1 protein-coding gene is annotated in these 14,225 nt (G+C 72.9%); it reads right to left on the bottom strand.

Annotation, left to right across the window (positions count from 1 at the left end; genetic code table 11):
- Positions 1 to 13: 13 nt before the first annotated feature.
- Positions 14 to 14,125, bottom strand: a complete 14,112-nt coding sequence (locus tag AB0M70_RS09120) for an amino acid adenylation domain-containing protein (RefSeq protein WP_365817991.1) — start codon at positions 14,123 to 14,125, stop codon at positions 14 to 16.
- Between the last annotated feature and the right edge of the window lie 100 nt (positions 14,126 to 14,225).

Below are 14,225 nucleotides of genomic sequence, written 5' to 3'. Positions count from 1 at the left end.
TCGGGACTTCGTGTCAGAGCGGGCCGAATCCGGCTTCGAGCTCCTCGATCTGGCTTTGTGCCAGGCCGAGCAGGGGGAAGTCGGAAGGTGTGTGGCCACCGGCCGCGGGATCGGTGGTGTGGGCGGCGAGACCGCGGAGCATGTCCAGCCAGAGCCGTCCGACACGTTCGGCGTCGGCGCTGTCGACCGCGTGGCCCGCCCAGCTGAGCGAGACGGTCAGCTCGGGCCCGTCAGCAGTGTCCACGATGGCCGCGCCCGCTTCCAGGGCGTGCATGGACGGCATGTCCGGGTCGGCCGAGCCACCGATCGCCGTGTCGCCGGCCATCTGCCAGGCAGCGGCGGTGCGGCCGTCGGCCGGGTCTCCGGCGGCGAACCGGCCCAGGTAGTTGAAGCCGATCTGCGGTCCGGGCAGGGCGGCAAGCACGGGGGCCGTCTCGGGGTTCAGGTGGCGCAGCAGGCCGTATCCGAGGCCGTCGCCGGGCACCGCCCGTGCCTGTTCCTTGACCGCCTTCAGGAGTGCTCCGGCCGCCGGTCCGCCGTGCGCCGCCTCGGTCAGATCCACGTCGGCGACGGCCAGGCGCAGGGGGTGCGTGCTGGTGAACCAGCCCATGGTGCGGGAGAGATCGACGCCCTCGACCGGCTCGCGGCCATGACCCTCCACGTCCAGGAGTACGGGCCCGTCCTCGTCGCGCCAGTGCGTGACCGCTCCCGCGAGCGTCGCCAGGAGCACCTCGTGCACCCCGCAGTGGAACAGCGCGGGGGTGCGGCCCGCCAGCGTGGCCGCTTCCTCCCGTGGGACCTGCCAGGACGCGCGGCGCGTCGTCCCGGCGGTGTCCACGGCCGGATCGAGCGCACGTCGGCCGAGGAGTGGTTCCGTGCCGTCCAGTTGTGCCGTCCACGCGGCGAGCTCCGCCACCCGGTCCGGTTGGTGCGCCTGTGCCGCAAGGAGGTTCGCCCAGCGCCTGAAGGAGGTCCCCACCGGGTCGAGCACGGGCGCCTGTCCCGCCGCCGCGGCCTCGCAGGCGAGCGCCAGATCGGGCAGCAGGATCCGCCAGGACATTCCGTCCACGGCCAAGTGGTGGACCATCAGGACCAGCCGCCCGACACGCTCCGGGCCCGCGTCCACCCACACGACCCGGAACATCGCCCCCGCCGCTGGATCGAGGCGTCCGACGGCCTCTCGCGCCGCGCTTTCCGCGATCTCGTCCAGTGCGTCGGCCGCCGCGTGTTCGGCGGCCACGCGGGTCACCAGGCCGGCCGGGTCCACGGCTCCCCGTTCGCCGACGACGAGCAGCGGTTCGGTGCGGTCGTCGTCCGCCGTGACCACGCGTGCGCGCAGCATGTCGTGAGTGTCGAGGAGCGCGGCCACACCGGTCAGGAGTACGTCGTGTCCGAGGCCCGCCGGGGCCCCGACGACGGCCCACTGCGCGAACCGCGGCCGCCGTGCGGGCTCGCCCAGCTCCCACATCACCGGCGTCCAGGGCACCTCACCCACGCCGATGTCCTCCACGGCGTCGTGCCCGCCGCCGTCGGTCGTCTCGGCCACTGTGGCGAGGCGCTCGGGGGTCTTCTCCTCGAAGATCTGCCGGGGCGTCACCACGAGGCCGGAGCGGCGGGCACGGGAAGCCAGCTGCATCGAGGAGATCGAGTCGCCGCCCAGCTCGAAGAAGCCGTCCGTGACGCCGACGCGTTCCAGGCCGAGCACCTCGGCGAACAGACCGCACAGCACTGCCTCGGTCTCCGTCCGCGGCTCCCGTCCCGCGACCTTCCCCGCGAAGTCGGGGGCGGGCAGCGCACGCCGGTCCACCTTCCCGTTCGGGGTCAGGGGCAGGCGCTCCAGCGGGACGAACACCGAGGGGATCATGGAGGCGGGGAGCCGCTCGGCCGCGAAGTCGCCCAATGCGGCGAGGAGTTGCTCGGCCGGGCACGCGTCGGGGGCATCAGTGACGACGTACGCCACCAGTTGGTGCTCTCCCGGCCGTCGGTCGTCACGCGCCACGACCACGACCTGGGCGACCTGGGGATGCGCTGCGAGGGCCGCTTCGACCTCGCCCGGCTCGATTCGGTGGCCCCGGACCTTCACCTGTGCGTCCGCGCGCCCGACGAAGACGAGCTCGCCGTCGTCGGTCCAGCGCACCAGGTCGCCGGTCCGGTACATCCGCTCGCCGCTCGCGTACGGACAGGCCACGAACCGCTCGGCGGTCAGAGCGGGCCGCGCCCAGTACCCGCGGGCCACCCCCGCGCCCGCGACGTACAGCTCGCCCGGCGTTCCCGGTGGTACGGGCTGGAGGAAGCGGTCCAGCACGAACACCTGGACGTTGGCCATCGGGCTGCCGATCGGCACCGCGTCCCGGTGTGTTCCCGCCTCCGCCGTGAGGGGCGCGCTCATGGCCGCGCACACCGTCAGCTCGGTGGGCCCGTACGCGTTCACCATGCGCCGCCCTGCCGACCAGCGGTCCGCGAGCGCCGGAGGGCAAGCCTCTCCGGCGACCACCAACGTGGCCAGTTCCGCCGGTAGTTCGTCCTCCACCGCCAGCACGCTGGGGGGCACGGTCACATGGGTCGCGTTCCAGGTGCGGAGCGCCTGCCCGAGCGGCACCTGCGGCGGCAGGGCGTCCGCGCCCGGCACCACGAGCGCACCTCCCGAGAGCAGCGCCATGCACAGCTCGGAGACCGCCGCGTCGAAGCTCGGTGACGCGAACTGCAGGACCCGCGCGTCCGGCCCCACCGCGAACCGCTCGATCTGCGCCCGCGCCAGGTTGCCGAGCCCGGCATGCGGGACGACCACGCCCTTCGGCGTCCCGGTCGACCCCGAGGTGTAGATCACGTAGGCCGCGTTGTCCGGGCCGAGCGGCCCGGTCCGCTCCCCGGGGCCGACGGGTCCGGCCGCCCGCGCGGCGACGTCCGCGACGACCTCCGGGTCGTCGAGGACGATCAGGCGGCCCGTGAACCCTTCCGGCACCGAGGCACGCGTCTCCCGCGTGCACAGCAGCACCGCCGGGTCCGCGTCCGCGAGCACGAACGCCACCCGCTCCGGCGGGTATCCCGGGTCCACCGGCACGAAGACCCCGCCCGCCATGGACACCGCGAGGAGGGAGATCACCGTCGCCGCCGACGCCGGGGCAAGGACGGCCACCTGGCGCTCGGGCCCCACGCCCGCCGCGATCAGACAGCGCGCCCAGCGCCCGGCCTCGGCCGACAGCTCCGCGTACGTCAGCGTCCGCTCGCCCGACACCAGGGCGGCGGCGTCCGGCGACCGCTCCGCCTGCCGCCGGAACAGCTCGGGCAACGTCTCGGCGGGCACCGGGACCCGCGTACGGTTCCACTCGCCCACGACGCGCTCGCGGCGCGCCCCGTCCAGGACGCCCACCCGGGCCACGGGCGCCGACGGGTCGGCGGCCATCCCTTCGAGCACACAGCCCAGTGACGCCACCATCTCCTCGGCCCAGACACGGTCGAACACGCCGGGCCGGTAGATGAACTCGCCGTGCAGCCGCTCGCCGGGCACCGCGATCAGCGTCAGCGGGTAGTGGCCGGTGTCCTCCGGTGTGCCGCCGGGGCGGATGGACAGGGTGTCGGGTGAGGGCTCCCGCAGAGGCGGGCGCGGGTAGTTCTCGTAGACGACGAGCGAGTCGAAGGCCGCGCCCGGTCCGGCGAGGCCGCGGATCTCGGAGAGACCGATGTGCTGGTGGGACATGAGCGACACCTGCCGCTCCTGGAGACCGGTCAGCATCGCGGCGACCGACTGCTCCGCCCGCAGATCGACCCGTACGGGAAGCGTGTTGATGAACAGGCCGACCATCGACTCCACGCGGGGCAGCTCGGCGGGCCGGCCGGCCGCCGTCGCACCGAACACCACGTCCGTACGCCCGACGATCCGGGCGAGGAGCAGCGCCCAGGCGCCCTGCACGACGGTGTTCACCGTCAGACCGTGCGCACGTGCCAGTTCGACGACGCTCCGGGTGAGTTCCTCGCCGAACTCGAAGGGCAGGCGTGCGGGCACGGCCGACGCGGCCGACGGGTCGTCCGGCGCCGCCAAGGTGGGTTCGTCCGCGCCCGCGAACTCCGTGCGCCAGGCCTCGCGGGCCGCCTCCTTGTCCTGGCGTGCCAGCCATGCCAGATACTCGCGGTACGAGGTCGCGGGGGGCAGGGTGTGCCCGTCGCCGCCCGCGGCGTAGATCGCGGACATCTCGGCGATGAGGACCGGCAGCGACCAGCCGTCGGTGACGATGTGGTGGTTGACGACCACCTGGGCATGACGGTTCTCGCCGAGGCGGATCAGCAGCAGGCGCAGCAGCGGAGCCCTCGTCACGTCCAGTCGGCGGGCACGCTCTTCCCCTGCGATCCGGTCGAGTTCGGCGCGGGCCTCGGCGGCCGGAAGTGCCGACAAGTCGACCTCACGCCAAGAGAGCAGCACTTCCCCGGCGATGGCCTGCACGGCCTGACCCGACGCGCGCCGGTGGAAGCTCGCCCGCAGGATCGGGTGCCGGGCGAGGACGGCCTCCCAGGAAGCCCGCAGCCGGCCCACGTCCAGAGGGCCGTCCAGGTCCAATACACGAAGCCCCTCGTAGAGATCCGGTCCCTGCTCGTCGAACCCCGCGTGGAACAGCAGCCCCTCCTGCAAGGGTGAGAGGGGCCATACGTCCACCAACTCGGGCACGGCGGCTTCGAGTTCGTCGACCTCGTGCTGTGCGAGGTCGACGAGAGAGAAGTCGGAAGGGGTGTGCCCGCCCGCGGCGGAGCCGGTGCTGGGGCCGGTGGTGGGGCTGCTCGTGGCTGGGTTGGTGGCGGCGCCCGGCACCGGGGCGGCGGTGTGTGCGGCCAGGCCGGCGAGCAGGTCGAGCCAGGTCCGGGCGAGCCTCTCCGCCTCCGCGTCCTCCAGAACGCCGGCGGGCCACGTCAGCGTGACCGTCAGCTCCGGCCCTTCGGGCGTGTCCTGCACCGCGGCGCCCGCCTCCAGGGCGTGCAGGGCGGGCATGTCCGGGTCGACCGAACCGCCGATCGCCTCGCCGCCCACCGGCTGCCAGGGGGCGACCTGGCCCTCCGGTGCCTCCGCCCTGAACCGGCCGAGATAGTTGAAGCCGATCCGCGGCGTCGGCAGCGCCGCGAGGGTCGGCGCGGTCTCGGGGTTGATGTGGCGCAGCAGTCCGAATCCGAGCCCGTCGCCGGGTATGGCCCGCGCCTGCTCCTTGACGGTCTTCAGCAGGGCTCCTGCCGCCGGGCCACCGGTCCGCGCTGCGTCCAGGTCGATGCCGCTCGCGTCCAGGCGGACGGGGTGCGTGGCGGTGAACCACCCGACCGTGCGCGACAGTTCGGCGCCCGCGAGCGGCTCCCGGCCGTGGCCTTCCACATCGAGGAGCACGTGTCCGGCCTCGTGCCCACCTTCGTTTCCGCCCCCGTATCCACCCTCGCCGCGCCACTGCGTGACCGCGCCCGCGAGCGTCGCCAGGAGCACCTCGTGCACCCCGCAGTGGAACAGCGTCGGCGCCCGGCCCGCCAGCACCTCCGCGAGATGCGGCGGCAGGGTCCATGTCCGGCGCCGCATGGAGGCGGCGGTGTCCAGCGCGGGGTCCAGTTCCCGTTTGCCGAGCGGGGGTTCGAGCATGCTTGGCGCGAGGGGAGCCGGGCCGAGCAGAGCCGCCCAGTCCGCGAGCTCCGCGGTCCTGCTCTCGCCGGTGGCCTGCTCGGCAAGGGTCTCCGTCCACTCCTTGAACGACGTGCCCACCGCGTCGAGTTCCGCCGGCTGTCCGGCCGCCAGCGCCTCGCACGCGGCCCGCAGATCGGGGACGAGGACGCGCCACGACAGCCCGTCGACCACCAAGTGGTGGACGATCAGGGCCAGTCGACCGGTCCGCCCCGGCCCTGCGTCCACCCAGACGGCCTGCAGCAGCACCCCCGCCGAGGGGTCAAGGTGCTCGGTGGCCGCACGGGCCGCATCGTCCGCGAGGCCGTCCAGCTCGTCGTCCGGCGTGTCCGACGCGTCGACACACGTGACCAGGCCTGCCGCGTCGACCGAGCCACGCGGCCCCACAGTCAGCTTGAGCCCCCGCTCACCGGGCCCATCGGCCGCGCCCGTCACGGCGCGGGCCCGCAGCATGTCGTGCGTGTCGAGGAGGGCCGCCACGCCACCGGTCAACATGTCCCGGCCGAGTTCCGCCGGGGCACCGACGATCGTCCACTGCGCGAACCTGCCGCGCAGCCCTCGCTCGCCCAACGCCCGCATCACGGGCGTCAAGGGCACCTCACCGATGCCCGACTCCGGGTCAGCCGTGCGTGCACCCTCGTGCCGGGCGACCGCCGCGAGGCCCGCAGGCGTCTCGTGCTCGAAGACGTCCTGCGCCGTGAGGAGCAGGTTCGCCCGGCGGGCGCGGGCGACCAGCTGCATCGACATGATCGAGTCGCCGCCCAGCTCGAAGAAGCTGTCGTCGGGCCCGACCCGTTCCAGGCCGAGCAACTCGGCCGTCAGCGCGCACAGGACCGCCTCGGTCTCCGTGCGCGGCTCGCGCCCGGTGACCTTCCCCGCGAAGTCCGGGGCGGGCAATGCGTCGCGGTCGACCTTGCCGTTGCGGGTCACCGGGAGGGCGTCCAGGGTGATCACGGCCGTGGGGACCATGTACTCGGGCAGTGTCTTCGCGACGTGGGCGCGTAGGAGCTCGGGGTCCGGCGGCGTGCTTCCGCCGTCCGTGTTTCCGCCGTCCGTGTTTCCACCGTCCGTGTTTCCACCGTCCGTGTTTCCGCCGTCCGGGACGACGTAGCCGACCAGGCGGCGCTCCGCCTGCCGGTCCTCGCGGGCGACGACGACCGCCTGGGCCACGTCGGGGTGCGCCGCCAGGGCCGCCTCCACCTCGCCCAGCTCCACGCGGAAGCCCCGGATCTTCACCTGTGCGTCCGCCCGCCCGACGAAGAGCAACTCCCCGTCCTCGGTCCAGCGCGCCAGATCGCCGGTGCGGTACATCCGCTCGCCGGGCAGGTACGGGCAGGCCACGAACCGCTCGGCGGTCAGGCCGGGGCGGCTCCAGTAGCCCTGCGCCAACCCGGCCCCGGCGCCCTCCCCGGTCACGTACAGTTCGCCGGTCACGCCCGGCGGCAGAGGCTTGAGGAACGCGTCCAGGACATAGGTACGCCGTGCGTGCATCGGGCGCCCGATCGGCAGCGCCGAGCCCATCGCGTCGCCCGGCCTCAGCACATGCCAGGTCGCGCAGAGGGTCACCTCGGTCGGCCCGTACATGTGGCGGACGGTCACGTCGGGGCACGCCTCCCGCAGCCGGGCCACCGAACCGGCGGGGACCACGTCACCGCCGGTCAGCACCTCGCGCAGGCCGGAGAAGCAGTCAGGTGTCTCCTCCGTCAGCGCCCGGAACTGGCCCGCCGTGGCATGGACCGACGTCACCCCGCGCCGCACGAGCTCGCGCATCCGCCGGGCATCGACCACACCGCGCTCGGCCATGACCACGCGGCCACCGGCAGCCAGCGGCACCCACATCTCGTACAGCGATACGTCGAAGGCGTGCGGGGCGTGCATCAGCACCGCGTCGTCCGGGCCCACGGACCAGCCGGGCTCCCCCACGAGCCCGGCCACACTCCCGTGCGGCACGGCCACGCCCTTGGGTGTGCCGGTCGATCCCGACGTGTACATCACGTACGCCATGTCCTGCGCTGTCAGCGGCACGACCGGCCGCTCGCCGTCGCGCTCGCCGTCGCGCTCGGCCCGCGCCGCCCGCACCTGGGGGTCGTCAAGGACCACGACGGGCACGTGACCGCCGACCGGTACCGCTGCTCGGCTGTCCGAAGTGCACACCAGGGCAGCCGGGGCCGCGTCGCTCACGACGAAAGCAGTCCGCTCCACCGGCCATCCGACGTCGATCGGCACATACGCGGCACCGGCCCGCCAGATCCCCAGGAGCAGCGAAGGCAAGTCGGGCGACCGCTCCATCACCACCGCCACCCGGTCACCCCGCCCCACCCCGCGCCCGGCCAGGTACGCGGCCCACTGCCCCGACTCCGCCCACAACTCCGCATACGACATGAGTCGTTCGCCCTCGATCGCCGCGCTGTCCGGCGATGAAGCCACCTTCTCGGCGATCAACTCGGGGACAGTCACACGGGCGGCCTGCGCCCCTGTGTCGTTCCACTCCTCCACGACCGTCGCGCGGTCAGGGGCGCTCAGCGCGTCCACCTGCGCCACCAACAGGGCGGAATACGCGACCAGTTGTTCCAGGACCCGCACGACCTCACGTGCCGTGCGGAGGGAGTTCTCCCTGCCGATCAGGTCCGGCCGGTAGGTCACCAGGACGCGGAGCCGGTCGGCCGGAATGACCCCGACCGCCAGCGGGTAATGCGTACCGGCCAGGGTGTGCAGCTGGGTGATCGTGACCTCGTCGGCCGGTCCGGCGAGCGTGGCCGCGTTCCGCGGATAGTTCTCGAACATCAGCATGGTGTCGAAGACCGCGCCGGGGCCCGCGAGCTGCTGGATCTCCGACAGGCCCACATGCTGGTGGGCGATGAGCGCGGCCTGGTGCTCCTGCAACTCGGCGAGCATCTCCAGGACCGGCTGGTCCGCGTCGAGCCGCACGCGCACGGGGAGGGTGTTGATGAAGAGGCCGATCATCGACTCGGCGTCGGGCAGCTCCGGTGGCCGCCCGGCCACGGTGCCGCCGAACACGACGTCCGTGCGCCCGGCGAGGCGTGCGAGGACCAGCGCCCACGCACCCTGCACCACGGTGTTCACCGTCAGACCATGGGTGCGGGCCAGCTCGGTCAGCGCCTGGGTCTCCGCACGGGAGAGCTCCGCCGAGCTGACTTCGGGCAGCACCGGTGGCCGGCCCGGGTCAGCGGGCGCCACCAGCGTCGGTTCGTCCGCACCGGCCAGCTCCGTCTGCCAGGCGGCGCGTGCGGCCTCCGTGTCCTGCTGCCGCAAGTAGGCCAGATAGTCGCGATAGGAGGCGGTCGGCCTCGGGTGCGGGGTGTCGCTGTCTGCCGCCCGGTCGCCCGCCGCGTACAGCGCGGACACCTCGTTCAGGATGACCGGCATGGACCAGCCGTCCACCAGGATGTGGTGGCTGGTGACGGCGAGTCGGTGCTTGTTCTCCCCGAAGCGGATGAGCAGCAGGCGCAGCAGCGGGGCCTTCGTCAGATCGAAGCGCTGCGCCATCTCTCGTTCGGCCAGCCGCTCCGCCTCGGCCTGCGCGTCGGCCTCGGCGAGCCCCGACACGTCGGCGACACGCCAGGGGAGCTCCACCCGCCGCGCGACGACCTGTACCGCCTCACCCGAACCGGGCCGGTGAAAGCTCGCCCGCAGGGCCGCGTGCCGGGCGAGGAGCGCCTCCCATGACGCGCGCAGCCTGTCCACGTCCAGCGGGCCGTCCAGCGCCATGAGCCGCTGGCTCTGATAGACGTCCGGCCCCTCTTCGTCGAACGTCGCGTGGAACAGCATCCCTTCCTGCAACGGTGACAACGGCCAGATGTCCTCTAACTGCGGTTCCGTAGCCTCCAGTTCAGCCACGGCGTGCTGCGCGAGATCGCGAAGGGGGAAGTCGCACGGTGTGTACCCGCCGGCGGCGGGATCGGCCGTGTGCGCGGCGAGTCCGCCGAGCGCCTGCTCCCACGCACGGCCTAGTTCTGCCGCGTCGGCATCGTCGAGAAGTGCGGAGGGCCAGCTCAACGTGACGGTCAGCTGCGGCCCTTCAGGAGTGTCCTGTACGACGGCGCTTGCTTCCAGGGCGTGCTGCGCGGGCGTCTCGGGATCGATGGAGCCGCCGACCGCCTCACTCCCGGCCGGTTGCCAGGCGGCCACCGTGCTCTGCGCCACGTCGGAGGTGAAGCGGCCCAGGTAGTTGAAGCCGATCTGCGGGCGGGGCAAGGCCGCCAGGATGGGTGCGGTGGCCGGGTTGAGATGCCGCAACAGACCAAAGCCGAGCCCATCACCCGGCACCGCCCGCGCCTGCTCCTTGACCCTCTTCAACAACACTCCGGCAGCCGGCCCACCGGCCACCACCTCACCCACATCGATGCCGTCCACGCCCAACCTGACCGGATGCACACTCGTGAACCAGCCCACCGTCCGCGACAAATCCACCCCGCCGTCAGATCGGCGACCGTGCCCCTCCACATCCACCAACACACTCGGCGTCACACCCAAACCCCCGCCCGGCCGCCAACGGGCCACCGCACCCGCCAACGCCGACAACAAAACCTCATGCACCCCACAGTGAAAGACCGCCGGCGTCCGACCCACCAAGGCCGCCGCATCCTCAGCCCTCACCGTCCACGAACGACGACCCATCGACCCGGCAGTATCACGGCCGGGGTCCAACTCCCGCCCTCCGACCGGCTGTTCCGAGGCCCCCAACAAGGCCGCCCACGCGTCAAGTTCCGCAACCCGCGCCTCACCACCCGCCTCCTCCACCAACAGACGCGACCAATGCCGGAACGACGTCCCCACCGCATCCAGCCGCGGCTCCCCACCCGCAACAACCGCCTCACACGCCACCCTCAGATCCGGCAGCAACACCCGCCATGAGACCCCGTCCACCACCAAGTGATGCACCACCAAGGCCAGTCGACCGTCACGCTTCGGTCCGGCGTCCACCCATACGGCCTGGACCATCACGCCCGCGGCCGGGTCGAGCCGCTCCACCGCGTCGCGCGCCGCCCGCACCGCCACGTCGTTCAGCGACTCCTCGGGTGTGTCCTGCGCGTCGACTCGGATGACCAGGCTTTCGACAGAGACAGAGCCCCGTGACCGTACGGACAACTTGGGCTCGTCCCCGTCGGCCTCCACCCGCGCCCGCAGCATGTCGTGCGCGTCGAGGAGGGCGCCCAGGCCGCCCGCCAGCACGTCCCGGCCGAGCCCGGCCGGGGCGCCGACGATCGTCCACTGCGCGAATCCACCGCGCAGACCGCGCTCACCCAGCTCCCGCATCACCGGAGTCCAGGGCACGTCACCCAGCGCCGCGTCCCGCGAGGAACCGACGCCACGTGCCCTCTCCGCGGCGCCCCCGGCAGCCCCGACTTCCGCCGCCACGCGCGCCAGGCGCTCCGGAGTCTTCTCGTCGAAGACCTGCCGCGGTGTCATCACCAGGCCCACGCGGCGGGCTCGTGCGACCAGTTGCATCGACATGATCGAGTCGCCGCCGAGCTCGAAGAAGCTGTCCTCCACGCCGACCCGCTCCAGACCGAGCACCTCGGCGAAGAGGTCGCAGAGCGTCGCCTCGGTCTCCGTGCTCGGTGCGCGTCCCGTCGCCCGTGCCGCGAAGTCGGGGGCGGGCAGGGCATCGTGGTCGACTTTGCCGTTGCGGGTGACGGGGAGTTCCGTCAGGGGAAGCACGGCGGCCGGGACCATGTAGTCGGGCAGTGATCGTGCCACATGTGCGCGGATGACGGAGGGTTCCGCGCCGTCCGGGGTCCCGGGCACGACGTAGGCGACCAGTCGGCGCTCCCCGGGGCCGTCCTCGCGGGCGACCACCACCGCCTGCGCCACCGTCGGATGGGCGGCGAGCGCCGCTTCCACCTCGCCGAGTTCGACGCGGAAGCCGCGTACCTTGACCTGCGCGTCCGCACGCCCGACGAAGAGCAGTTCACCGGTGTCGGACCAGCGCACCAGGTCCCCGGTGCGGTACATCCGCCCGGCAGGCACGAACGGGCAGGCCACGAAGCGTTCCGCCGTCAGCTCGGCGCGGCCCCAGTACCCCTGCGCCAGGCCCTCGCCCGCCACATACAGCTCCCCGGTCACGCCCGACGGCACCGGCTGGAGGAACGCGTCGAGGACGAAGACCCGCCGGTTGCCCAAGGGGCGGCCGATGGGCAGGACCGACCCGATGGCGTCATGCGGCCCCCAGAGCCGCCAGGTGGCGCACAGGGTCACCTCGGTCGGCCCGTACAGGTGCCGTACGACCACATCGGGGCACGCCTCGCGCACCCGGGCCACCGCCTCCACCGGGACCACGTCCCCGCCCGTCAGGACCTCGCGCAGCCCGGTGAAGCACTCGGGTGACTCACCCGCGACGACGCGGAACGAACCCGCGGTCAGATGCACCGAAGTGACGCCGCGGCCCACATGCTCGCGCACCTGCTCGGCATCCACCGCGTCCGGCCCGGCGACGACCACACGGCCGCCCGCCGCCAGCGGGACCCACACCTCGAAGAGCGATACGTCGAAGGCATGCGGCGCGTGCATCAGCACCGCGTCGTCGGGGCCGACCGCCCAGCCCCGCTCCCCCACCAGCGCCACGACACTGCCGTGCGACACGGCCACGCCCTTGGGCACGCCCGTGGAACCCGAGGTGTACATCACGTACGCCACGTCGTCCGCACCCACGAGGACAGGCGAAGCGTCCGGGGCAGCCCCGGCGAGCGCAGCCTTCCGTACGCGCGGGTCGTCCACCACGACCAGCTCGGCACCGCCGTCCGGCACGACGGCCCGGGTCTTCTCCGTGCACAGCACGAGGACCGGAGCCGAGTCCTCGATGACGAACCCCACGCGCTCCGGCGGGGAGCCCGCGTCGACCGGCACGTAGGCGGCGCCCGCCCGCCACACTCCCAGCAGCAGCGGCAGCAGATCCGCCGACCGTTCCATCACGACGGCGACGCGGTCACCGCGCCGCACGCCCGCGTCCGTGAGGTAGTGGGCCCAGCTGCCGGAGGTCTCCCACAACTCCCGGTACGAGAGCGTCCGTTCACCCTCCACGGCAGGCGCGTCCGGCATCGCCGCCACGCACCCGCCTATCAACTCCGGGACCGGGCCACTCGGCACCTCACCCGCCGTGCCGCCCCAGCCCTCCACGACCAGGCCGCGTTCAGGCTCGGCGAGCACCCCGATCCGTCCCACGAGCACCGAGGGGTCCGCCACCAGCTGTTCGAGCACCCGCACCAGCCAGGCGTACACCGAGTCGGCGGTCTCGCGGTCGAACAGGTCTGGACGGTAGTCGAGCTTGCAGAGCATCCGTTCACCGTCGGGCGCGATAACCAGCGTGAGCGGATAGTGCGCGGTCTCCTGGCCCACCGCGAGACGTACCCCGAAGGTGTCCCGCGTCGGGCGCTCGGCGGGCGGGCTCGGGTAGTTCTCGTACACGACGAGGGTGTCGAAGACCGCGCCACCGGAATCCGCGAGCCCCTGCACCTCGGGCAGGCCCACGTGCTGATGTGCCATCAACCCGGCCTGGCGATCTTGCAGTTCGGCCAGCATGTGGGCCACCGGCTGCCCGGCGTCGAGCCGGACGCGTACCGGCAGTGTGTTGATGAACAGGCCGACCATCGACTCGACGCCCGGAAGTTCCATCGGCCGGCCGGCCACGGTGGCACCGAACACCACGTCCGTACGCCCGGCGAGCCGCGCGAGGACCAGCGCCCACGCACCCTGCACCACGGTGTTCACCGTCAGACCTTGGCCACGGGCGAACCGCACCAGGCCGTCGGCCAGCGGCGCGGGCAGTTCGTTGGTGAGGCTTGCCGGGGGCAGCGGCGAGCGGCCCGCATCCTCGGGCGCGACCAGCGTCGGCCCGTCCGCCCCGGCGAACTCCGCCTGCCAGGCGGCCCGCGCCGCATCCTTGTCCTGCCGGCCGAGCCAGGCCAGGTACTCCCGGTACGAGGTCACGGGCTTGAGCCCTGAGGTGTCGCCGCCCGCCGCGTAGGCCGCCGTGAGTTCGTCGAGCAGCACCGGCATGGACCAGCCGTCCATCAGGACGTGGTGGCTGGTGACCACCAGGCGGTGCCGCTCCGCGCCGAGCCTGATCAGCAGGAGCCGCAGCAGCGGGGCCGCCGCCAGATCGAAGCGCTCAGCCCGTTCCTGGCCCGCGAGCCGGTCCGCCTCGGCCGCCGCCTCCGCCGCGTCGGCGTCCGCGAGCTCGGTGAGGTCGGCCGTACGCCACGGCAGTTCGACGTCGCGTGCGATGACCTGCACCGCCTCGCCAGTCTTACGCCTGCGGAAGCTCGCCCGCAGGGCCGCGTGCCGGGCGAGGAGCGCCTGCCAGGACTTCCGCAGCCGGTCCGCCTCCAGCGGGCCGTCCAGTTCGAGTACCCGCTGCCCTTGATAGACGTCGGGCCCGTCGCTGTCGAAGGCGGCGTGGAAGAGCAGCCCTTCCTGCAGTGGCGACAGCGGCCACACGTCCTCGACAAGGGATCGGGTCATCGCTTCTCTCCTCAGAGCGAGTTGCTGCGTACGAAATCAGGACCAAACGGGCGCTAGGGCAGAGGTAGAGGCAGGGACAGAGAGGGTGGGGGTGAGGGCC

This window comes from Streptomyces sp. NPDC051214 (assembly GCF_040682375.1).
Taxonomy (GTDB): Bacteria; Actinomycetota; Actinomycetes; order Streptomycetales; family Streptomycetaceae; genus Streptomyces.
The sequence above is the reverse complement of the archived record's forward strand: the minus strand, read 5'-3'. Positions and strand labels throughout refer to the sequence as shown.

Coding starts and splice junctions, on each gene's coding strand:
- AB0M70_RS09120 (WP_365817991.1), bottom strand. CDS start 14,125: ATGACCCGATCCCTTGTCGAGGACGTGTGGCCGCTGTCGCCACTGCAG.